Here is a 21,876-nt window from a genome sequence, read left to right as displayed (position 1 = left end):
CGCCCTCAGCTCGTGCGCTGAGACCGGCTCGATCAGCCGGCCGACACCGCCTTCGTCTCGCTGGAGCCCGACGACTCCACCGCGATCTTCCGCGGCTTCGCCCGCTCGGCCACCGGGATGATGACGCTGAGCACACCGTTGTCGTACGACGCGGTGATGCCGTCGGGATCGACGTCGTCGCCGATCGTGAACTGACGCATGTACGCGCCGTACGGGCGCTCCTGGGCGAGCCAGCGGGCGCCGTCGCGGTCGGCCGCACTGCGGACCGCCCGGATGGTGAGCAGGTGCCCGTCGACGTCGACGTCGACCGACGCGGGATCGGCGCCGGGGAGGTCGGCGTTCAGGATGTAGCGCTCACCCTCTCGGAACAGGTCCACCGGCATGATGCGCGGCTGGCGGCTGGTGTCGAAGATGCTCTGCGCGATCCGGTCCAGCTGGGAGAAAGGATCGAACGACATGGCCATTGGATGTACCCCTTTCTTCTGGATCACCTGATGAGAGGCCGTTTGCACTCTCTTTTCGACCAGAGATTTTAGCACTCACACCCGGAGAGTGCCAAGGGGTTCGCGACCATGTCAACCCGCTTCCCGAACCGTCGGCGACGGCCTACCGTCAGCGTCGTCCATCGAACGGAAGGGACCCATCGTGGCCGCAAGCCAGACCAAGACGAGCACCAAGAGCACCGCCAAGAAGGCCGCGCCGAAGACCGCCTCCGTACGTCGTACGGCCGCCGTCGGCGTCGCCCCGACCCGCCGCGAGCACGCCGAGCACGGCTTCGTCGCCTCCGCCGAGCTGGCGCAGAACCTCCAGCGCGTGCACGTCGACCTGATCGAGCTGCACCTGCAGGGCAAGCAGGCGCACTGGAACGTCGTCGGACGCAACTTCCGCGACCTCCACCTCCAGCTCGACGAGATCGTCGAAGCCGCCCGCGAGTTCAGCGACGACGTCGCAGAGCGCCTCCGCGCCCTCCACGCGACCCCCGACGGCCGCAGCGCGACCGTCGCCGAGCAGACCAGCCTGCCCGAGTTCCCCAACGGCGAGGTCGACACCACCGAGACGGTCGATCTGATCACCGAGCGCCTCGAGGCGGTCGTCCGCACCATGCGCGACGTGCACGACGACGTGGATGAGGAGGACCCGACCTCTGCGGACCTGCTGCACGCGATCATCGAGCGGCTCGAGCAGTACGCCTGGATGGTCAGCGCCGAGAACCGGACCCCGAGCCGGGCCTGACGCCCGGGTTCACGCGGTGGGGCGGCCCGGCGGCGGGAAGCCGTCGGGCCGCTTCCGTGTGCGCCTCGAAGAGGTCCCGGGAAACACGGGCGACACACGCCGCGGCTAGCATCGACGCATGCCGATCGAGATCCGCCCCGAACCGGCCCGGCAGCCGGAGGTCGAGGAGCTGCTGCGCTTGAGCGACGAGTTCGCTTTCGCGCTGTACCCGGCCGAGAGCTGCTACCTGCTGGATGTGTCCGAACTCGAGCGCCCGGGCGTCACCGTGTTCGTCGCACGGGTCGACGGGCGTGCGCTGGGCATCGCCGCCCTGGTGGCCGACGGCACCGGGGACGCAGGCGGTTCCGAGGATGCCTCCCTCCCCCGCGCCGAGCTCAAGCGCATGTTCGTGCACGAGGACGCCCGCGGTCAGGGCCTCGCCCGCCGTCTGCTCGGCGCGATCGAGTCCGCCGCCGAGGAGGCACGCATCGTCGAGCTGCGACTGGAGACCGGTCCGCTGCAGCACGCGGCGATCGCACTGTACGAGCGCTCGGGCTACGTGCGCATCCCGAACTTCGGGGCGTACGCCGACGATCCGTGGTCGGTCTGCTACGCCAAGTCGCTCGCTGTTCCCACGCGCTAGCCGCCGCGCCGGCCGGCGTCAGCTCCCGCGGATGCGCCGGGACAGCTCGGCCGCGGCTTCGCGCACCCGGGCGGCGAGCGCATCCCACCCCTCCGGCGGAACGTTATCGCGCGGGAAGGTGACCGCGATGCCCGCGGCGGGCCAGCCCGCATGGTCGCGCACCGACACCGCGACGGAGGCGAAGCCCGGTGTGACGTCGCCGTCCTCGGTGGCGTAGCCGCGCTCACGGGCCTCCGTCACGACTCGGCGCAGCTCGGCGTAGGAGTGCGGGCCGGAGCCCGTGCGGTCCTCGAACGCGCCGGAATCCGGATAGAGCGCCCGGAGCTGCTCACGCGGCAGGGTCGCGAGAAGCGCGCGTCCGCTCGCCGTCAGGTGAGCCGGAAGACGCACCCCCACATCCGTCACCAGTCGCGGCCGCCGGGGCGCACGCTCCTCCACGATGTAGACGACGTCGCGACCATGGAGCACGGCGACGTGCCCGGACTCGCCGATCGCATCCACCAGCGCCGCCACGATCGGCCGGCCGAGCCTGCTCAGCGGCTGCTGACGGGAGAACGCGCTCGACAGCTCGTAGGCGGCGACGCCCAGGCCGTAGCGGCGTGCCTCAGGGAAGTGCAGCACGAAACCGTGCTCGGTCAGCACAGCGAGCAGGTGGTAGACGGTCGAGCGGGGCAGGCCGAGGGCGGAGGCGATGGCGGCGGCCGGGGCCGGGCCGCGCTGGGCTCCGAGGTAGGCGAGGACGCGGAGGGTGTTCTCCGCCGCGGGGACCTTGCTCACCGCATCCACCTCCCCTCGCGCCGGTAGCCGCGCCCGTGTCTGGGATCCCGGACACCGAGCAGCCTACAGCCGGAGCGCTCACGACCGCGCGGCGCGAGGATCGGACCATGCTCCAGACCCAGACCGCCGTCACCGTCGGTGCCGGACCGCTCACCATCGACGACGTGGTCGCCGTCGCGCGCCACGACGCCCGCGTCGAACTCGACTCGGACGCCCTCGCCGGTGTCGCCGCCTCCCGCGCGATCGTCGACGCCCTCGCCGACGACACCGAGCCGCACTACGGCATCTCGACCGGCTTCGGCGCACTCGCCACGACATTCATCCCCGCCGATCGCCGGGCGCAGCTGCAGGCGAGCCTCGTGCGCTCGCACGCGGCCGGATCCGGTCCCGAGGTCGAGCGCGAGGTCGTCCGTGCCCTCATGCTGCTGCGCCTGTCCACGCTGATGACCGCGCGCACGGGTGCGCGGACCCAGACCGTCGAGACCTACGCCGCCCTCCTCAATGCGGGGATCACGCCGGTCGTCCACGAGTACGGCTCGCTCGGGTGCTCCGGCGACCTCGCGCCGCTCGCACACTGCGCCCTGGCGGCGATGGGCGAGGGCCGCGTGCGGGTCGACGGCGAACTGGTCGACGCGGCCGACGCCCTCGCCGCCGCAGGAATCGAGCCAGTGGTCCTCGCCGAGAAGGAGGGCCTCGCGCTCATCAACGGCACCGACGGGATGCTCGGGATGCTCGCGCTCGCCATTCACGACCTCCACGGCCTGCTGACCGACGCCGACATCGCCGCCGCGATGAGCGTCGAGGCCCTGCTCGGCACCGACGCGGTGTTCGCCGACGACCTGCAGCGGCTGCGGCCGCAGGCCGGCCAGGCGGTCTCGGCGGCGAACCTGCGCGCCCTGCTCGCCGGCTCGCCGATCGTCGCGAGTCACAAGGGACCGGAGTGCACCCGGGTGCAGGACGCCTACTCGCTCCGGTGCTCTCCGCAGGTGCACGGCGCCGCACGCGACACCGTCGCGCACGCGGAGCTGGTGGCCGAGCGCGAGCTGGCCTCGGCCGTGGACAACCCGGTGCTCACCCTCGACGGGCGGGTGGAGTCGAACGGCAACTTCCACGGAGCGCCGGTCGCGTACGTGCTCGACTTCCTCGCGATCGCCGTCGCCGACGTCGCCAGCATGTCGGAGCGCCGCACGGACCGCTTCCTCGACCCGGCGCGCAACCAGGGGCTGCCGCCATTCCTCGCCCATGAAGTCGGCGTCGACTCCGGTCTGATGATCGCCCAGTACACGGCCGCCGGGATCGTCTCCGAGCTGAAGCGGCTGGCTGCGCCGGCGTCGGTGGACAGCATCCCCTCGTCGGCCATGCAGGAGGACCACGTGTCGATGGGATGGGCGGCCGCCCGCAAACTGCGCCGCGCCATCGACGGACTCGCTCGCGTGATCGCGATCGAGGTCATGACCGCCGCCCGGGGAGCCGACCTGCGCGCCCCGCTGCAGCCGGGCCCCGCCACGGGAGCCGTCATCGCGACGCTGCGGACGGTCGTCCCGGGCCCGGGCCCCGACCGCCACCTCTCCCCCGAGATCGAGGCCGCCTACGCTCTCGTGACCTCCGGCGCCCTCCGCGCCGCCGCCCACCTCCCCTGACCCCCACCGTCGAGTACGCACAAACTGCACGAAATCAGCGTCGAAACCGTCAGTCTTCGCGGACTCGACGGGGTAACGAAAGGAACGAGAACCATGGATGGAGCCCGACCGGTGCGCGCGGCGCGAGGCACCGAGCTCAGCGCCAAGAGCTGGCAGACCGAGGCCCCGCTGCGGATGCTGATGAACAACCTCGACCCGGAGGTCGCCGAGCGCCCCGACGACCTGGTCGTCTACGGCGGCACCGGCCGCGCGGCCCGCAGCTGGGAGGCGTTCGACGCGATCGTCCGCACCCTCCGCGACCTCGAGGCCGACGAGACGCTGCTCGTGCAGTCGGGCAAGCCGGTCGGCGTCTTCCGCACGCACGAGTGGGCTCCCCGGGTGCTGATCGCCAACTCCAATCTCGTCGGCGACTGGGCGACGTGGCCCGAGTTTCGCCGACTGGAGGCGCTCGGTCTCACCATGTACGGCCAGATGACCGCCGGTTCGTGGATCTACATCGGCTCGCAGGGCATCCTCCAGGGCACGTACGAAACGTTCGGCGCGGTCGCGCGGAAGAGGTTCGACGGAACTCTCGCCGGCACCCTCACGCTGACCGGTGGATGCGGCGGCATGGGCGGAGCGCAGCCGCTCGCGGTCACCATGAACGGCGGGGCGGTGCTCATCGTGGATGTAGACGGCACCCGCCTGCAGCGCCGCGTCGACCACGGCTACCTCGACGTGCTGGCGGACGACCTCGACGACGCGGTCGCGCAGGCACTGGCGGCCAAGGACGAGCGCCGCGCGCTTTCCGTCGGCGTGGTCGGGAACGCGGCGGAGGTCTTCCCCGAACTGCTCCGCCGCGGTGTGCCGATCGACATCGTCACCGACCAGACCAGCGCGCACGACCCGCTGAGCTACCTGCCCGTCGGCTACACCGTCGAGGAGTGGCGCGACCGCGCCGCCGCAGACCCCGAGCGCTTCACGGACGACGCCCGACGGTCGATGGCCGCCCAGGTGGAGGCGATGGTCGGCTTCCAGGACGCCGGCTCCGAGGTCTTCGACTACGGCAATTCGATCCGCACGGAGGCCCAGCTGGGCGGCTACGACCGCGCATTCGACTTCCCCGGGTTCGTGCCCGCGTACATCCGTCCGCTCTTCGCCGAGGGCAAGGGACCGTTCCGGTGGGCCGCGCTCTCGGGCGATCCGGCCGACATCGCTGCGACGGACCGCGCCGTGCTCGACCTGTTCCCCCACGACGAGCACCTGCGCCGCTGGATCACCCAGGCGGGCGAGAAGGTGCACTTCGAGGGACTACCCGCCCGGATCTGCTGGCTGGGATACAAGGAGCGGCACCTGGCCGGTCTCCGGTTCAACGAGATGGTCGCCTCGGGCGAGCTGTCCGCGCCGGTCGTGATCGGGCGCGACCACCTCGACTCCGGCTCGGTCGCCTCGCCGTATCGGGAGACGGAGTCGATGGCGGACGGCTCCGATGCGATCGCCGACTGGCCCCTCCTCAACGCGCTGCTCAACACGGCGTCCGGCGCGACCTGGGTGTCGCTCCACCACGGTGGCGGCGTCGGGATCGGCCGCAGCATCCACGCCGGGCAGGTCGTCGTCGCCGACGGCACGCCACTCGCCGCGGAGAAGATCGAGCGCGTACTGACGAACGATCCGGGCACGGGCGTGATGCGGCATGTGGATGCGGGATACGAGCGCGCGGTCGAGGTCGCGGAGGAGCGCGGGCTGCGCATCCCGATGCGCGAAGGCCGATGACCGCCACCCTCGTCACCGGCATCGGCGAGCTGACGACGTTCGACCCGGCGCATCCCGGACCCCTCGGGCTGGTTCGTGATGCGGCTGTTCTCGCCGTCGACGGCTGGGTGACCTGGACCGGACCCTCGGCCGCTGCCCCCCGATCGGATGCGGACAGCGTCGTCGACGTCGCCGGCGCGGCCGTGATCCCGGGGTTCGTGGACTCGCACACCCACCTCGTTTTCGCCGGAGATCGCGCGCAGGAGTTCGAGGCGCGCATGGCCGGGCGGCCGTATACCGCTGGCGGCATACGGTCCACGGTCGCAGCGACGCGCGCCGCGACGGACGAGGAACTGCGCGCGCGGTTGGCTCGGCTCGTAGCCGAGCTGCACGCGCAGGGCACGACGACGTTCGAGATCAAGAGCGGCTACGGGCTGACCGTCGCCGACGAGGAGCGGCTGCTCCGACTGGCGCGCGAGGTGACCGACGAGACCACGTTCCTGGGTGCGCACGTCGTCCCAGCCGAGTACGCCGACGACCCGGACACCTATGTGGATCTCGTCACCGGCCCGATGCTCGACGCCTGCGCGCCCCACGCGCGCTGGATCGACGTCTTCTGCGAGACGGGCGCGTTCAGCGTCGAGCAGTCGGAGCGGATCCTGAGGGCGGGAGCCGCACGCGGACTGGGCGTGCGCATCCACGCCGCCCAGCTCGGCCCCGGAGAGGGCGTCGCCCTCGCTGTGGAACTGGATGCGGCGAGCGTCGACCACTGCACCTACCTGACCGACGACGACGTGGAGCGGCTGGCCGCCTCCCGGACCGTCGCGACGCTGCTTCCCGGCGTCGAGTTCTCGACGCGGCATCCCTACCCGTCCGGGCGTCGCCTCCTCGACGCCGGCGCGACCGTGGCGCTCGCCAGCGACTGCAACCCGGGGTCGTCGTTCACGTCGTCGATGCCGTTCTGCATCGCCCTCGCCGTGCGTGAGCTCGGGCTGACGCCGGCCGAGGCCCTGCAGGCGGCGACGCTCGGCGGCGCCGCCGCGCTCCGTCGCGACGACGTCGGGCACCTGCGACCCGGAGCGCGGGCCGACCTGGCGGTCCTCCGCGCCCCCAGCCACATCCACCTCGCCTACCGTCCCGGCGTCCCCCTCATCGAGCGCACCCTCCACCTCTAGTCCCTTCCGCCCCGCCGTCGAGTCCGCAAACTTTGCACACGATTCGCCCCGCGAGCGTGCAAAGTTTGCGGACTCGACGGTGGGCGACGGGGACGGGACGGGATGGGTCAGCGGGAGGCGAGGCCGGCGGCGGCGTCGAGGACGAGGAGCGCCGCGAGGCGGACCGTGCGCTGGTCGGGGGCGTCGGCAGTCGCATCCACCTCGGCGATGTCGAGGGAGCGGACAAGCGGGGATGCGCCGGCGAGCCGCGCGAAGCGGCGCAGCTCCCAGGCAGCGAGGCCGCCCGGGACGGATGCCGGGCACCCCGGAGCAACCGAGCGATCGCAGACGTCCACGTCCAGATCGACGTGGACCGGGCCGCCGCCCGCCCCTGCGATCTCCAGCGCCTCCGCCATGACGTCGTCCAGCGGACGCGTGTGCAGCTCGTCGCGGAGGATCACCGTGATGCCATAGTCCGCCGCGCGGCGGGCGTAGGCGGCCGAGTTCGCGAAGTCGGCGATGCCGATCTGCACGATCCGCCGGCCGTCGAGCCCGGCCTCGATGAGCTCGCGCACCGGAGAGCCGTTGGACGATCCGTCTCGCAGATCGTGATGGGCGTCGAGCGTGATCAGCCCCGCCGCGCCGAGGTCCCCGCCGAACGACCCGAGCGCCGCCGGGACCGTGAGCGAGTTGTCGCCGCCGACCGCGACCGTCAGTCGCGACCGGGACGAGGCCTCCGCCATTGCCGCACGCGCACGTTCCCGCCCCTCCGGGCCGTCGGGTGACGGCACGTCGCCGGCGTCCGCGAAGCGCAGCGCCTCGACGCCCTCTCCCGGTGCGAACGCCGAGTAGCGACGCAGCGCATCCCGCACGGCCGCGGGGGTGGCACCCGCACCGGTCGGCGAGAGCGAGGTCTCCTGCGTCGGGATGCCGATCAGCGTCAGGTCCGCGCCATCCGGTCCGAGTGATGGCCAGTCGCCTGCGCGCGGCCACAGCGGGTCGACCGAGAGTCCGTGTGCGCTCATACCCGCGACCCTAGCGACGGGCGGCGCAAACGCATCGGCCGCGTCCGGCATGCCCGTCTGGGATACCGGACGCAGCCGTCGGATCAGACCTGCGTCCCTCCGGCCGGCCGCGTGAAGACGGGCGGCTGAGGAGCGGTCGGTGTACCCGTACCGTCCGAACCCTCCGGCCCGGTCGGTCCACCGGTCACCGGAGTCCCGCCATTGCCGGCGCCGCCATCCCCGGTCCCGTCGTCGCCCGCGCCACCGCCGGCCGCGGCCTTCGCTGCCTTCCGCGCCTCTTTCCGCTCCCGTCGCCCTTCGACCAGGTTGTACAGCGTCGGCAGCACGACGAGTGTCAGCACGGTCGAGGAGATGAGACCGCCGATCACGACGATCGCGAGCGGCTGCGAGATGAAGCCGCCGTGACCGGTCAGGCCGATCGCCATCGGGGTCAGCGCCGCGATCGTGGCGAGCGCCGTCATCAGGATCGGGCGGAGTCGTCGCGATGCACCGTGCGCCACCGCGTCCGCGACCGTGAGGCCGCGTCGCCGGTACTGGTTCACCAGGTCGATGAGCACGATGGCGTTGGTCACCACGATGCCGATGAGCATCAGCAGTCCGATCAGCGAGGCGACGCCGAGCGGAATGCCGGAGGCGAGCTGCAGCAGGATGGCACCGGTCGCCGCGAACGGGACGGAGACAAGGAGCTCCAGCGGCTGCCGCAGCGAGCGGAACGTCGCCACCATGACGATGTACACGATGAGGATGGCCGCGAGGAGGGCGAGGCCCAGCTGCTGGAACGCATCCGACTGGCTCGAAGAGACACCACCGATCTTGGCCGTCGCGCCCGAGGGCAGGTCCGCCGCCTTGAGCGCCGCGTTGACGTCGGCGTTCGCGGTCGTGAGGTTGTCCGTCGCCGGGGTGGCGGTCACGGACGCGGTCCGGAGCCCGCGCTGGGTGGTCACCGTCGCCGGGCCCTTGACCTCCTTCACGCTGGCGAGCGTGTCGAGTGGCACGATCCCCGTCGCGGTCGGGATGGACAGCTGCGCGAGCCCCGCGACGGTCGTCGGCGGGTTGTCGCTCTGCAGGTAGATCTTCAGCGTGGTGTCGTCGATGGCGACGGAACCCGCCTGCGTGGGCTGGACCGCCTGCGAGACGATCGTGCCGACGGCCACCTCGCTGAGTCCGGCGGCTGCGGCCTTGGATCGATCGACGTCCACCGAGACGTAGGGCAGCGATGCGCTCAGGTTGTCGGTCACCTGCTTCAGCGACGACTTCTTCCGCAGCTCGGCGACCACCGAGTCCGTCGCCTTCTGCAGGTCGGCGTTGCTGCTGGCGGAGATGTCGACCTGGATGTCGGTGGAGCCGCCGAAGCCGCTGGACGCCGAGAGGGTGATCTCTCCCTGGTCCTTGATGTCGGCCAGTTCGTCCTCGATGGTGTTCTGCAGCTTCTCCTGGTCGGCGTTCGGGTCGGTCGTGATGGAGAAGGTCGTCCCACCGCCGCCCCCGCCGGTGAACGCGTCCCGCAGCGACGAGCCGCTGGAGCCGATGGAGACCTGGACGGTCTCGACGCCGTCGGTGCCGAGCAGCTTCTCCTCGACCACCTTGGCCGCGTCGTCCTTCGACTGGAGGCTCGCCCCGGGGTCGAGGGTCTGCGTGACGGTGAGGGAGTTCTGCCCGCTCGACCCGAGGAAGTTGGTCTTCAGCAACGGCACCGTGAGGAGCGTGAGGACGAGCACCAGGACCGCCGCGGTGATGGTCAGCCCCGAGCGCTTGAGCGTCCAGCGGATGATCGGCAGGTAGCCGGCCTGGAGCCGGGAGGGGTGCTCGAGCTCGTCGATGCCGGATGCTGCAGCCTCCTCCACCGACAGGGCGGCGGCCTCGACCTCGGGGCCGCCCTCGTGCTTGTGCGCCTTCGGAGCCCGGAGGAACCAGTAAGCGAGCACCGGCACGATCGTCAGGGCGACGAGCAGCGACGACAGCAGGGCGATCGTGACGGTCAGGGCGAAGGGCCGGAACAGCTCGCCGGTCACATCCCCCACGAACGCGAGCGGGAGGAACACCGCAACGGTCGTGATCGTGGATGCGGTGATCGCGCCCGCGACCTCCCGGACCGCCCGCACGATGGTCACCGCTCGGTCTGCGCCCGGCACCAGCTGCCGTTTGATGTTCTCGATCACGACGATGGAGTCGTCCACCACACGCCCGATCGCGATCGTCAGAGCGCCCAGCGTGATGATGTTGAGCGTGTAGCCGGTCGCCCACATGACGATGAACGTGATCAGCACGCTGGTCGGGATGGAGATGGCCGTCACGAGCGTCGACCGCACGGACAGCAGGAACACCAGGATGACGATGACCGCCATCGCAAGACCGAGCAGCCCCTCCTCGGTGAGCGAGTTGATCGACTGGGTGATGAACGGCGCCTGGTCGAAGACGACGGTGATCTTCGTGCCGGATCCGAGCTTCTTCTCCAGGCTCGGGATGAGGTCGTTGACTGCGTGGGAGACCTCGACCGTGTTGGCGGAGGGCAACTTGGTGACCGCGATCGTCAGGGCGGGCTTGCCGTCGACGCGCGAAAGCGAGGTGGTCGGGTCGTCCGTCTCGGCGACGGTCGCGACGTCGCCGATCGTCGGCGGGGTGCTCGGGTAGGCGACGTCGGCGGTCGCCCCAGCGCCACCGGCCGCACCAGCGGCTCCCGCGGCGCCGGCCGCTCCGCCCGCGGCTGCGCCCTTGGCGCCCGCACCGTCCGCCGCGGTCACCGAACGGATCAGCGGCAGGCCGGCGATGTCCTCGACCGACGCCAGCTGCGTCCCCGACTGGACGGACAGCGTCTGCCCGTTCTCGGTAATGTCTCCGCCCGGGATGAGCACGCCGTTCTGCTGCAGCGCATCCTTGATCGCCGATGACGAGACGCCGTCGGCGGCGAGCTTCGCCGGGTCCGGTGTGATCGCGATGCGGCGGCCGATCTCGCCGACCAGCTGCGCATCGTTGACGCCCGTCACATCCTTGACGTCCGGGAGCACGAGCTTCGTGATGTCGTCGCCGAGGGCGCGCTGGTCGTCGCCGCCGGTGACCGCGAGCTGGATGACGGGCAGGTCGTCGATGCTGCCCGAGAGCACCTGCGGCTCGACGCCCGACGGCAGGGTCGACTTGATGCGGTTGACCGCCTGGTCGATCTTCTGCTCGGCGGTGGCGAGGTCGGTCCCGTAGGTGAACTTCGCCGTGATGATGGACTGGTTGGTGCTGCTGACCGCGCTCGTGCTGTCGAGGTCGGGAACGCCCTGGATGGCGGCCTCGACCGGCGTGCTGACGTCGTTGTTCACGACCTCCGGCGATGCGCCCGGGTAGCTGGAGAGCACCACCAGCTGCGGGAACGAGATCGACGGCGCGAGCTCCTGCTTGAGGTTGGTCAGGGCGAGTCCGCCGAAGACCGCGGCGACGATCGTGACGAGCGCGATCAGGGCACGGTTCTTCATGCTCAGGACGGCGAGGAAGTGCACAGGTTTCCCCTCGGGGACGACGGTTTCAGGACCGCGCCGACACTGGCGCAGGGGAAGTATGACATCGCAGGGTGGGCGGTATCTTCATGCCTGGGTACGACATCCCGCTACTCCGCCGGGAGTGCCCGTCGGCGCGGCCGGCCGGGCCGCGCGGGTCAGACCACGCTGGGCAGCGCGCCGGAGTCGAAGTACGGCACCGGCTCGTTCGCGGCGACGGCCCACGCCCGGGTGAGGGCGGCGAACGCGCGCTCGTACTCGTCCGGGGTGTAGGTGATCGGAATGCGCAGGAAACGCTCGAAGGCGCCGTCGATGCCGAACCGCGGTCCGGCGGCGATCAGCAGACCGTGGCTGCGCGCGGCCAGTGCGAGCGCCGAACTGACCGGCGCGCCGATCCCCACCCAGGCCGTGAGCCCGCCGTGCTGAACCGGCATCGTCCAGTCGGGGAACGTCTCGGCGACCAGGCGTCGGACGTTCTCGCGGCCCAGACGGAGCTGCTCGCGCCGCTCCTCCATGATCTCGGGAAGCTGCGGGATCATCCGCGCGACGACGAGCTGCTCGATCATCGGCGTGCCGAGGTCGGTGGCCGGCTTCGCGGCGATCAGGCGCTGGATGTGCGAGCGCTCGGCGCGGATCCAGCCGATGCGGAGGCCGCCCCAGAGCGTCTTGCTGGCCGAGCCGATCATGATCACCGGCGCGCCGGCGGACGCGGAGTCCGCGTAGGCCGGCAGGGGCAGGAACTCGCCGACCCGGTCGATGTCGAGCTCCGCCGTCGTCTCGTCGGCGACAACGATCGCGCCGTGGCCGGCGGCCGCCGCGAGCACCCGCTCCCGCGTCTCAGGTGACATGGTGGCCCCGGTCGGATTGTGGAAGTCGGGGATGAGGTACGCGAGCGCGGGATTGGCGCGGCGGAACGTCTGCTCGATCGCCTCCACATCCCAGCCGTCGGACTCGTCGCCGATGCGGTGCGGCCCGGATTCCGGCGCGGTGACCGTGATGGGCACGAGCCGCGCGCCGGCCAGCCGGATCGCCTCGATGGCGTGCGGGTAGGTCGGCACCTCGATGACGACGCGGTCGCCCCGGCCCAGGAACGTGCGGGCGATCAACGCGATCGCCTGCTGCGCCCCGACGGTCACCAGGATCTGGTCCGGTGTCGTCGGCAGGCCGCGGCTGGCGTAGCGGGCGGCGATCTCGGCGCGCAGGTGCGGCAGCCCGACGGGGTCGTAGCCCGGGTCGGGGAGGAAGCGCGGCAGTTCCTCCGCGGCTGCACGCGCGGCGGCGGGAAGGGACGACGCGGCGGGGAGCGACGCCTTGGTGAAGTCGAGCATCCCCTCGCCGGCCACCGCGGGCAGGGAGAGGGCCGGGCCGGGGAGACGCGCGACGCTGCCGGAGCCTCGGACGCTGTCGATGAAGCCGGCCTCGCGGAGCTGGCGGTAGGCGGCGGCGACCGTGGTCCGGCTCAGCTCCAGCTTGGCCGCCAGATCGCGCTCGGCGGGCAGGCGTGTGTCGATCGGGATGCGGCCGTCGAGCACGAGAAGCCGGATGCGGTCGGCGAGCGCCTGGTAGCTGGCGCCGGCGGTCCGCCAGGCTCCGAGCAGGTGCTCCAGCGAGCGGGCGGTGAGTTGCGCATCCGACATGCAGGCCACTTTAGTTGAATTGGCATCTTGTTGCGAGTCCAATCGTTGCGATTGGATTGTGCCCATGGCCGCCCGACTTCTTCTCACCCGCCGCCTCGTGCAGCTGCTGATCGGACTCTTCCTCTATGGGATCGCGATCGCGCTCATGGTGCGCGCCGGAATCGGCCTGTCGCCGTGGGATGTTCTGGCACAGGGTCTGTCGCTCAAGACCGGCATCCCGTTCGGCTTCGTCACCAACCTGGTCGGACTCGTCGTCCTGGCGTTCTGGATCCCTCTGCGGCAGCGTCCGGGCCTCGGAACCGTGCTCAACGTGCTGCTGGTCGGCCCGAGCGCGCAACTCGGCCTCGACCTGCTGCCGCAGCAGACGGAGCTGTGGGCGCAGGTGCTGTTCTTCGCGGCCGGCCTCGCGCTGCTCGCCGTCGCGACCGGCCTGTACATCGGTCCGCGCCTCGGCCCTGGCCCGCGCGACGGGCTGATGACCGGCCTGCACGCCCGCACCGGCCGGCCGATCTGGATGGTGCGGACCGCCATCGAGGTGACCGTACTGATCATCGGGTGGGTGCTCGGCGGGAACGTCGGGGTGGGGACGCTCGCGTTCGCGCTCCTGGTCGGCCCGCTGTGCAGCATCACCCTCCCCTTCTTCGCGATCCGCCTGCCGCAGGACGCTGCAACGACTGCGGCACGGCTGGAGAGCGAGCTCGAGGGAACGGCCGAGCAGTCGGCCGGCCTCGAGGACGAGCAGGGTGCCGTCCGTTTCGACGTGCGCGACGGCATCCTGCTCGAATCCGACCGGGCGGCGCACGAGCGCGCATCCCGGGCCGACTCCCCCTTCGTCCGGGGTCCGCAGCCCGACCGCGCGCCGCGGGCTCCGCGCCCTGAGCGCTCAGACCGCCCCTCGCGCGTGATCGCCGCGCACTGGCTGGACGACCGCATCACGCGTCGCCCGCGCCACCCCTGACCCCTGATCCCGCACTCTCAAGCCAACAGCTCCTGAGTTTTTCGCCCGATTCGACAGGAATCGTGCGAAAAACTCAGGAGCTGTTTGTTTGGGGGCGGGGTTAGGCGAGGTGGGCGGCGTAGACGCGGAGGGCGTCGCGCACGAAGGCGGCGTTCTCGGCGCCGCCGTAGTTCGCAGCGAACCGCTCGTCGGCGACGTACATCTCGCCGAGACCGGTCAGGTACGCGGCCGTCGGCGCGCCCGTGCCGTACCCCGGAGTCCCCGGGATTCCGGCAAGCCACTCGGCGTGACGCTTCGCGAGCGCCTGCGCCTCGTCCGACTCCGGTGCGACACCGGCGGCCGCCGCGGACTTCCAGTCGGCCGCGAGCCGCTCCTGCCGGGCCTGCCAGTCGGCACGCTCCTCCGCGGTCTTGCTGCGCCACCAGCGGTCCGACGCCGCGTAGGCGCCCTTCCCCCAGCGCTGCTCGACCTCGTCCTTGTACTGGGTGTGATCGAATCCGTCGAACATCTGCTCGGCCACGATCTCCTCTCCTTCCTCCACTGCGTGGATCGTCGACTCGACCGACGCGATCTGCCGCGCCAGCCGTTCCCGCTCCGCCTGCAACCACGCAAGGTGGTCACGCAGGGCGGGCACCGCATCCGTGCGGTCGTCGAGCACCCGGCCGACGGCGTCGAGGCCGAGACCGAGCTCCCGGAGAAGCAGGATGCGCTGAAGCCGCACGAGGGAGTCGCGGTCGTAGTACCGGTAGCCGTTGCCGCCGACGCGGCTCGGCTTCAGCAGCCCGATGGCGTCGTAGTGGCGCAGCGTCCGGCTGGTGGTGCCGGCGATCCGCGCGATGTCCTGGATGGACCAGTCCATGTCTTCCTCCTTCCGTGCGGTGCGTCACCCACGCTAGGAGTTGACGTTACGTCAAGGTCAAGCGACCCGGCTACAGTGTTCGCGTGCGCAGCATCCGTTCGACCACCCGCGTCGCCCCCGGCCTCCTGTTCGTCGAGGGTCCGCTCTCGAACTGGACCGTGTTCCACGGCGATGGAGCGGTCGAGCTCGTCGACTGCGGCTACCCGGCCGATCGCCCGCTCGTCGAGGAGTCGATCCGTTTCGCGGGTGCCGACCCGGCCGACCTGAAGCGCATCCTGATCACGCACGGCCACTCGGATCACCTCGGCGCGAGCGCGCAGTTCGCCGCCGAGCTCGGCGTGGTCGTCGCGGCGGCACCGTCCGAGCTGCCGAACGTCCGGCGCGACGTCACGGAGCAGGTTTCGGTCGCCGACCTGCTGCCGTCCGCGCTGAAGCGCGGCACCGTCCGCTGGGCGATCGCCGCCGTGCGGGCGGGAGGTCTGGGCGATGTCGGGGTCCGGGATGCGGTCGCGCTGGAGGGGGACGAGGTCACCCTGAGCACGGGGCACACCCTCCAGCTCGTCCCCGCCCCCGGCCACACGACCGGCAGCGTCTGCTTCTTCGAGCCGACGTCGCGCGCGCTACTGACCGGCGACGCCATCGTGACGGGTCATCCGCTGCTGCGCGAGAGCGGTGAGCTGCAGCAGCTGCCCGCCTTCTTCCAGCACGACCCCGATGAGGCCGCGCTCAGCGCGCGCAGGCTGGTGCTCTGCGACGCCGAGGTGGTGCTGCCGGGGCACGGACCGCTGGTCGCGTTCCCGGCGAGCGCGCGCCCCTGAGGCGCGGCCGGATCAGCGCTTCGCGCGCGCCGGTACCTTCTTCTGAGGCGTGCCGGTCCCCGCAGCTCCGGCAGCCGCCGAAGCCGGCTGCCCACCTTCGGGCTGTGGCTCCGGGATCGTCCCGGCGACCGCCTCCGCACTGTCCTGCGGCTCCCCGATCGTGATCGGCACCGGGTGGATGTGGATGCGCGTGTGCGCCTTCGACGCCGGCACGAGCGGTCGGCGCGCGACCGGGCGCACGGGCTCGCCGCGACGGTCCTGGCCGGGGAGCGGGCGCGAGCGCCGGCCGTAGATGAGCGACGAGGAGTCGAGCAGCCACGGGACGAGCGCGACGGTGACGCCGTGGCAGAGCATGAGCTGCTTGCTGATGCGGCGTGCGCGGTGGTTGTGCAGCAGCGCCTCCCACCAGTGGCCGACGATGTACTGCGGCAGGTAGACCGTAACGACCTCGGAGCCGTGCTCCTCGCGCCGGTGCTTCATGTACTTGATGAGCGGAACGCCGAACTCGCGATACGGCGACTCGATGATCGTGAGCGGAACGTGGATGTTCTGCTCGACCCACTGCCGCTGCAGCTTCTGCGTCGACTCCTCGTCGATCGAGACGTGCACGGCCTCGATCGAGTCGTGCCGCGCGGCGATCGCGTAGTCGAGCGCTTTCAGCGCCGGCTTCTGCATCTTGCCGATGAGGACGATGGCGTGGTCGCCGACGCTGCCGAACGTCGTCACCGGGTCGACTTCGACCTCTTTCTCGACGTCGCGGTAGTAGCGGTTCACGCCGAGCATGAGGAACCACAGGATCGGCATGAAGATGAAGACGAGGTACGCGCCGTGCGTGAACTTCGTGATCGTGACGACGATGAGCACGATCGCGGTCAGGCAGGCGCCGAAGGCGTTGATGCAGAGCGAGCGGATGATGCCCGTGCGTTCTCGGCCGGTCTGGCCTCCCGAGCGCAGCAGCGTGATCCAGTGCTTCACCATGCCGGACTGGCCGAGGGTGAACGACACGAACACGCCGATGATGTACAGCTGGATGAGCTGGGTCAGGTTCGCCTGGTAGACGACCAGCAGGACCGTGGCGGCAAGCGCCAGGATGATCATGCCGTTCGAGTAGACGAGGCGGTCGCCGCGCGTGTTGAGTGCTTTCGGAGCGTACGAGTCGCGGGCGAGCACGGAGCCGAGCAGCGGGAATCCGTTGAAGGCGGTGTTGGCCGCGAGCAGCAGCACCACCGCCGTCGCGGCCTGCACCAGGAAGAAGAAGAACGTGTTGTTGCCGAAGGTCGCCGCGGCGATCTGAGCGATGAGGCTGCGCTGCGGTTGGGTGGCGCACTGCGCCCATCCCTGCAGGTCGCACGGGTTCTCGGCGTAGTGGACGCCGCTGATCAGCGCGGTGGCGGTCAGGCCGGCGAACAGGGTGATCGCGATGCCGCCCATGAGGCCGAGGGTGATGCGGGCGTTGCGGATCTTCGGGGTGCGGAACGCGGGGACGCCGTTGGCGACGGCCTCCACACCGGTCAGAGCCGAACATCCACTCGAGAAGGCGCGCAGCAGGAGCAGGACGACGGCCGCTTGCGTGAGCGAGTCGGCGTGCACCTGGTAGCCGGCGGACTCGGCGACCGGTGCGTCTCCGAACACCGTGCGGACGAGGGCCGTCACGATCATCAGGGCGATGCTGCCGATGAAGATGTAGGTCGGCAGCGCGAACGCCTTCGACGACTCCCGCACGCCGCGCAGGTTGATGGCGGCGATGATGATGACGCAGAGGATGGCCAGTTCGACGCGCCACGGGGCCAGGAACGGCAACGCCGAGATGACGTTGTCGACGCCGGATGCGACGGACACGGCGACGGTGAGGACGTAGTCCACGAGCAGCGCCGAGGCGACGATCAGGCCGGCCTTCTCGCCGAGGTTCTTGTGAGCGACCTCGTAGTCGCCACCGCCCGAGGGGTAGGCCTTCACCAGCTGGCGGTAGCTGAGCACGACGGTGATGAGCAGCACGACGACGGCCGCGGCGACCCACGGCGCGAACGTCAGGAAGGCGAGCCCGCCGAGCAGCAGGATCATCAGGAGTTCCTGCGGAGCGTACGCGACACTCGACAGCGCGTCGGAGGCGAAGATGGGTAGCGCGAGGTGCTTCGGGAGCAGCTGCCCTTCGAGCTTTTCGCTCGGAAGCGGGTCGCCGATCAACCAGCGCTTCGGGGATCTCCCCTCATTTGTCACGAGTGGCGAGCATACTCGCTGGCAATCCACTGTCAAGTCGGCGCGTCGGGCCTTGCGAACCCTGTCGTTCTGCAAAGACTGGGGGCTGCTCCTCCACGGGGCGTTCCCCCGCGGATTGCCGCGGCGGAACGACCCGAAGAGGTCTCACTGGGAGCCGGATGAGCATTTCCTGACTCTTTCCCAAAGCCGATGACCGGCGCTCAGCGGCGGCCGATCGCCTCGACGAGCACACGCCGGACGCGGTCCAGCTCGTCCTTGAGAAGCGGGACGATGTCTGCTGGGAGCGCGCCGCGAGCGGCCTGGTAGCGGAGGTCCGTGCGGAGCTGCTGACGGAAGTCGTTCAGCGCCGCCTCGGCCTCGCGCGCGGCCGCGTTGCCCGCCGCGCGCGCATCCCGCCCGGCGTCGCGCGCCTCCTGACGCGGATCGACCCGCGAGCCGTTCCGCTTGGCCTCGCGAGCCGCGGAGGCGAGCTCCGCGCGCAGCGTGCGCATCGCGTCGTTCACCCCGGCGCGCACCTCGTCCGCCAGACGGCGAACGGAGTCGGTGACCTCCTCCTCGATCGCGTCGAGCTCCGGTCGGCGAGCCTCGAGCTCGGCCCGGCCGGCGTCGGTGATCTGGTACACCGTCTTCCGTCCCTCGGTCGCCTTGGTGACCAGGCCCTCCTCCTCCAGCTTCGCCAGCCGCGGGTAGATGGTGCCGGCGCTCGGACTGTAGGTGCCGCCGAAGCGCTCGGTCAGCGCCTGGATGAGCTCGTAACCGTGTCGCGGCGCCTCATCCAGCAGGCTCAGCAGGTACAGCCGGAGGCTCCCGTGCGAGAAGACGGGAGTCACGCCGACGCCTCCGCGCCCCGCTCGGCGGCAGCGCTGCGAAGCACCGCGGCGTCGCCGGAGACCGAATTGATACTGATCTCGACCCACGTGCCGTCGAGCGTGCCGGCCGTGCCGGTGTAGCCCTTGCCCATCCCGCCGACCACGGTCATGTTGTCGAGCTGCACCTTTCCGGACACCGTGTTGACGCGGTAGCGCGCGCCGACGGCCTCCGGGATGCGGATGGTCGTGTCGCCGGACACCGTGTTGACGGCGATGTCGTCCGGGGTGCCGGTCACGTCGAGCATCACGTCGCCGGAGACGCCGTCGGACGAGAAGCGCCGGATGGCACCGGTCGCCGTCACGTCGCCCGAGACGGTGTGAGCGCTGATGCGGCCCGTGTGGTCGCGCACGGACAGCTCGCCGCTGACGGAGTTGAGCTCGACGTCGCCGGTGAGGCCATCGGCGACGACATCGCCGGAGACAGTGCTCAGGCGGGCGTCCGTGTTGAGGCCCGAGACCAGCGCAGCTGCCGAGACGACGCCGAACTTGAGCTCGACATCGCGCGGCACGAGCACGCTGACATCAGCGCGGGCGCTGGAGCGCATCGACTTGAAGACCTCGATGAAGTTGTCCCACCGCAGCTGCGGGTGATCGATCTCGAGACGGTCGCCGTCGACCACGATCTTCAGGTCGCGACCCGTGACCGAGTGCACCTCGATGCGTGCTCCGGGCTCATCGTGTCCGACGATGTCGATCTGACCGCCGATGAACCCGACCTTGAGGGTGCGTACGACCTCGATGTCGATCGTGCGGCTCTCGCCCGGCTGGATCAGCCACTTCTCCTGTGCCATGCTTCCTGCTCCTTCTCTTCCGGCCCATGCCGGGGCCGTCGGTGACTCGCGTTATATCGCGACTGTTGACGGATTCACGATATATCGCGAGTGGGGTGGATGCAAGCCCTCGACGGTCCGAATGCCCTGGATTCAGGGTGCGGTCAGGGAGAACCCTGAGTGGGCGCGAACTGACGTGGCGCGGCGGGCCGCTAGCGCCGCAGCCAGGGCTGGAGCAGCCGGGTGACGAACGGCAGAAGGAAGTACGTCATCGTCGGCGTCAAGCACAGCGTGGTGATGAGCACGGTCGCGATCGGCCACAGCTCGTGCCAGCCCGGGACGAAGGAGGTGACGAGAGTCGTGAACAGGAGCGACAACGGGAAGAAGCCCAGCCAAATCGTCACGGCCTGCTTCCAGCGCGGAGGAGCGGCGGGGACGCCCGGCTGCGGCGCGTCGAACCAGCCCTCGATGCCCGTGCGGCGCTCCACCCGAGCCACTTCCACCAGTTCGCGTCCCTCATAGAGCCACTCCGCGCGGTCGTCGGATGCCTCCCACGCCTCCAGCGTGTCGGCGTCCGCGAAACGGTACAGCATGTGCCATTCGTCCGAGTCGGCGTGCGCCCGCACCCAGCCGGAGCCGAGGAACCCGTCGTACGTGTTCGCGAGGTTGACACCGGACTGGACCCAGTGGGTCACCTCGGCGAGACGGTTGCCGTCGACGCGGCGGGTGATGGAGACGGTGACGGGAAGGCGGCGCGCTCGTGACGCATCCAGAAGCGGCTCTTGTGGAGACATGCCTCCATTGTCTCCACGGCGCGTTACACGCGGATTTCGGGCGGCGTCAGCGCGGCGTCAGCGCGGGCCGATGAGGGGCGGGCCGTCGCGGACGACGAGGCGAGGTGCGACGAGCCGGTGCCGCGGATCGGCGACCTCCTCGCCGGGGCGGACCCGGCCACCGTGCGCGCCCGTCAGGAGTTCCAGCACCCCCGCGGCGACCTCGTCGAGCGGCTGGGCCACGCTGGAGAAGCCGAGCGACGCAGCAACCGGGGTGTCGTCGTACCCAACGACCGGGATGCGGCCGCCCGCGGCGGTGAGGACTCCGAGCGCGAGGGAGTCGGACGTGCACACCACGCCGTCGACCGCACCGGCCTGGGCCTCGAGCCGCCGGATCGCTTCGGCGCCGAACGGCACGCGGTCCTCGGCCGACACCTCCAGCAGCCGCAGCTCGTCGTCCGTCAAGCCGCTGCCCTCGCGCATCGCCTCGAGCCAGCCTTCGCGGCGGTCGTCACCGGTGCCGGATCCCGCGGGCCAGCCGATGAACCCGATGCGCCTGCGGCCCTGGGAGAGCAGGTGCGCTGTGGCGTCGCGGAGGCCCGAGCGCCCATCCACGTCGACCCAGAGGTGCTCGGGATCGGTCATGTCGTCGATCCCCCACGGCCGGCCGAATGTCACGAACGACTGACCGTGCTCGATCAGCCACTCCGTCCGCGGATCACCGTGGAAGGTGGAGGTGAGGACGAACGCGTCCACGTCCGCGGCATCCGAGAGACGGCGGAACTGCTCGATCTCGTCGTCCGGGCCGGCGGCGGTGAACAGCAGCATCCGCAGGCCCTGCCGGTCGGCGCGCTCGGTGAGCGCGTGCAAGAAGCGGTCGAGGATGCTCCCGGAGATGCCGTCCTGCGTGATCGGATCGAGCCGGATGCCGATGGTCGAGCTCTTCTGGGTGCGGAGGCGACGGGCGGAGGCGTGCGGCCGGTAACCGAGCGAATGGATCGCGGCCTGAACCCGTTCCCGCGTCTCCGGACGGACGAGTTCGGGGGCGTTCAGGACGTTCGACACCGTCTGGCGGGACACCCCGGCGACCCCGGCGACGTCGCTGACGGTCGGCTGCGCACCCATCGCGACTCCCTCCTCCGGCGGCTGGATATGACCCTACTGGTCTGCTTGACACCCCGTGAACCTCGTGATTAGTGTGACAAGCATCCCGCTTTGATCGTTCAAAGTCACCGTAGCAGGTGAAAATTTGATCGATCAAACGCCGGGAGTGACGGACAGGCTGTGACGAGGAGGTCGAAAATGCACGCATTG

18 protein-coding genes are annotated in these 21,876 nt (G+C 70.6%); 7 read left to right on the top strand and 11 right to left on the bottom strand.

All coding sequences use genetic code 11. The features are described from left to right. Positions 1-32: 32 nt before the first annotated feature. The gene (locus tag BLR91_RS01145) at positions 33-464 is read right to left on the bottom strand and encodes an Hsp20/alpha crystallin family protein (RefSeq protein ID WP_018192313.1); all 432 of its coding nucleotides are present in this window, start codon (positions 462-464) and stop codon (positions 33-35) included. 181 nt (positions 465-645) lie between these two features. On the opposite strand from BLR91_RS01145, the gene BLR91_RS01140 reads away from it, so the two are divergent. Both BLR91_RS01140 and BLR91_RS01135 read left to right on the top strand, forming a co-directional pair. Further along, positions 646-1,233, top strand: coding sequence for a Dps family protein (locus tag BLR91_RS01140; protein ID WP_089878038.1), 588 nt, complete (start codon positions 646-648; stop codon positions 1,231-1,233). Between the two features lie 118 nt (positions 1,234-1,351). Beyond that, a complete protein-coding gene (locus tag BLR91_RS01135; protein WP_089878042.1) occupies positions 1,352-1,855 on the top strand; it encodes a GNAT family N-acetyltransferase in 504 nt (167 codons plus the stop codon). A gap of 18 nt (positions 1,856-1,873) precedes the next feature. Here the strand turns inward: BLR91_RS01135 and BLR91_RS01130 are convergent, their stop codons facing one another. Continuing rightward, the gene (locus BLR91_RS01130; protein WP_089878046.1) at positions 1,874-2,632 is read right to left on the bottom strand and encodes an IclR family transcriptional regulator; all 759 of its coding nucleotides are present in this window, start codon (positions 2,630-2,632) and stop codon (positions 1,874-1,876) included. A 107-nt stretch (positions 2,633-2,739) separates the two neighbouring features. Between BLR91_RS01130 and hutH the strand changes: the two genes are divergently transcribed. From hutH to hutI, 3 genes are all read left to right on the top strand, one after another. Further along, the gene (hutH, locus tag BLR91_RS01125) at positions 2,740-4,272 is read left to right on the top strand and encodes a histidine ammonia-lyase (RefSeq protein ID WP_089878050.1); all 1,533 of its coding nucleotides are present in this window, start codon (positions 2,740-2,742) and stop codon (positions 4,270-4,272) included. Between the two features lie 93 nt (positions 4,273-4,365). Beyond that, positions 4,366-6,024 (top strand): urocanate hydratase, encoded by a 1,659-nt coding sequence (hutU, locus tag BLR91_RS01120; RefSeq protein ID WP_089878053.1) that lies wholly within the window; start codon positions 4,366-4,368, stop codon positions 6,022-6,024. Then, a complete protein-coding gene (gene hutI / locus BLR91_RS01115) occupies positions 6,021-7,178 on the top strand; it encodes an imidazolonepropionase (RefSeq protein WP_089878056.1) in 1,158 nt (385 codons plus the stop codon). Before hutU ends, hutI begins: the two co-directional genes overlap by 4 nt. Positions 7,179-7,285: 107 nt before the next feature. Here hutI and BLR91_RS01110 read toward each other — a convergent pair whose 3' ends face one another. The 3 genes from BLR91_RS01110 to yczR form a co-directional block, all read right to left on the bottom strand. Next, a complete protein-coding gene (locus BLR91_RS01110; RefSeq protein WP_089878060.1) occupies positions 7,286-8,182 on the bottom strand; it encodes an arginase family protein in 897 nt (298 codons plus the stop codon). 83 nt (positions 8,183-8,265) lie between these two features. Next, positions 8,266-11,664, bottom strand: coding sequence for an efflux RND transporter permease subunit (locus tag BLR91_RS01105; protein ID WP_089878063.1), 3,399 nt, complete (start codon positions 11,662-11,664; stop codon positions 8,266-8,268). A 155-nt stretch (positions 11,665-11,819) separates the two neighbouring features. Continuing rightward, the gene (gene yczR / locus BLR91_RS01100) at positions 11,820-13,298 is read right to left on the bottom strand and encodes a MocR-like transcription factor YczR (protein WP_089881641.1); all 1,479 of its coding nucleotides are present in this window, start codon (positions 13,296-13,298) and stop codon (positions 11,820-11,822) included. A gap of 64 nt (positions 13,299-13,362) precedes the next feature. Between yczR and yczE the strand changes: the two genes are divergently transcribed. Further along, positions 13,363-14,256: a membrane protein YczE gene (gene yczE, locus BLR91_RS01095; protein ID WP_089878066.1), complete on the top strand. Its 894-nt coding sequence runs from the start codon at positions 13,363-13,365 to the stop codon at positions 14,254-14,256. Positions 14,257-14,356: 100 nt separating this feature from the next. On the opposite strand, the gene BLR91_RS01090 is transcribed toward yczE, so the two are convergent. Beyond that, positions 14,357-15,115: a MerR family transcriptional regulator gene (locus BLR91_RS01090; RefSeq protein WP_089878069.1), complete on the bottom strand. Its 759-nt coding sequence runs from the start codon at positions 15,113-15,115 to the stop codon at positions 14,357-14,359. Between the two features lie 83 nt (positions 15,116-15,198). Here BLR91_RS01090 and BLR91_RS01085 point away from each other — a divergent pair, with 83 nt between their 5' ends. Continuing rightward, entirely contained in the window at positions 15,199-15,933 is a 735-nt protein-coding gene (locus tag BLR91_RS01085; RefSeq protein WP_089878072.1) for an MBL fold metallo-hydrolase, read from the top strand. Between the two features lie 12 nt (positions 15,934-15,945). Here BLR91_RS01085 and BLR91_RS01080 read toward each other — a convergent pair whose 3' ends face one another. The 5 genes from BLR91_RS01080 to BLR91_RS01060 all read right to left on the bottom strand — a co-directional run bounded on the left by BLR91_RS01080 (position 15,946) and on the right by BLR91_RS01060 (position 21,687). Further along, complete coding sequence (locus BLR91_RS01080; protein WP_018192326.1) at positions 15,946-18,117, bottom strand: APC family permease; 2,172 nt, start codon at positions 18,115-18,117, stop codon at positions 15,946-15,948. A gap of 233 nt (positions 18,118-18,350) precedes the next feature. Next, a complete protein-coding gene (locus BLR91_RS01075) occupies positions 18,351-18,980 on the bottom strand; it encodes a PadR family transcriptional regulator (protein ID WP_018192327.1) in 630 nt (209 codons plus the stop codon). After that, entirely contained in the window at positions 18,977-19,810 is an 834-nt protein-coding gene (locus BLR91_RS01070) for a DUF4097 family beta strand repeat-containing protein (protein ID WP_089878076.1), read from the bottom strand. The genes BLR91_RS01075 and BLR91_RS01070 overlap by 4 nt, the downstream gene beginning before the upstream one ends. A 191-nt stretch (positions 19,811-20,001) precedes the next feature. After that, entirely contained in the window at positions 20,002-20,583 is a 582-nt protein-coding gene (locus BLR91_RS01065) for an antibiotic biosynthesis monooxygenase (RefSeq protein WP_018192329.1), read from the bottom strand. Between the two features lie 57 nt (positions 20,584-20,640). Beyond that, the gene (locus BLR91_RS01060; protein ID WP_089878079.1) at positions 20,641-21,687 is read right to left on the bottom strand and encodes a LacI family DNA-binding transcriptional regulator; all 1,047 of its coding nucleotides are present in this window, start codon (positions 21,685-21,687) and stop codon (positions 20,641-20,643) included. Positions 21,688-21,876 lie beyond the last annotated feature (189 nt).

It is taken from the genome of Leifsonia sp. 466MF (genome assembly GCF_900100265.1).
Lineage (GTDB): Bacteria > Actinomycetota > Actinomycetes > Actinomycetales > Microbacteriaceae > Leifsonia.
Note: the sequence above shows the minus strand (reverse complement) of the source record. Positions and strands in the feature narration are given on the sequence as shown.

Coding starts and splice junctions, on each gene's coding strand:
- hutI (WP_089878056.1), top strand. CDS start 6,021: ATGACCGCCACCCTCGTCACCGGCATCGGCGAGCTGACGACGTTCGAC.
- yczR (WP_089881641.1), bottom strand. CDS start 13,298: ATGTCGGATGCGCAACTCACCGCCCGCTCGCTGGAGCACCTGCTCGGA.
- BLR91_RS01090 (WP_089878069.1), bottom strand. CDS start 15,115: ATGGACTGGTCCATCCAGGACATCGCGCGGATCGCCGGCACCACCAGC.
- BLR91_RS01135 (WP_089878042.1), top strand. CDS start 1,352: ATGCCGATCGAGATCCGCCCCGAACCGGCCCGGCAGCCGGAGGTCGAG.
- BLR91_RS01060 (WP_089878079.1), bottom strand. CDS start 21,687: ATGGGTGCGCAGCCGACCGTCAGCGACGTCGCCGGGGTCGCCGGGGTG.
- yczE (WP_089878066.1), top strand. CDS start 13,363: ATGGCCGCCCGACTTCTTCTCACCCGCCGCCTCGTGCAGCTGCTGATC.
- BLR91_RS01070 (WP_089878076.1), bottom strand. CDS start 19,810: ATGGCACAGGAGAAGTGGCTGATCCAGCCGGGCGAGAGCCGCACGATC.
- hutU (WP_089878053.1), top strand. CDS start 4,366: ATGGATGGAGCCCGACCGGTGCGCGCGGCGCGAGGCACCGAGCTCAGC.
- hutH (WP_089878050.1), top strand. CDS start 2,740: ATGCTCCAGACCCAGACCGCCGTCACCGTCGGTGCCGGACCGCTCACC.
- BLR91_RS01065 (WP_018192329.1), bottom strand. CDS start 20,583: ATGTCTCCACAAGAGCCGCTTCTGGATGCGTCACGAGCGCGCCGCCTT.
- BLR91_RS01145 (WP_018192313.1), bottom strand. CDS start 464: ATGGCCATGTCGTTCGATCCTTTCTCCCAGCTGGACCGGATCGCGCAG.
- BLR91_RS01110 (WP_089878060.1), bottom strand. CDS start 8,182: ATGAGCGCACACGGACTCTCGGTCGACCCGCTGTGGCCGCGCGCAGGC.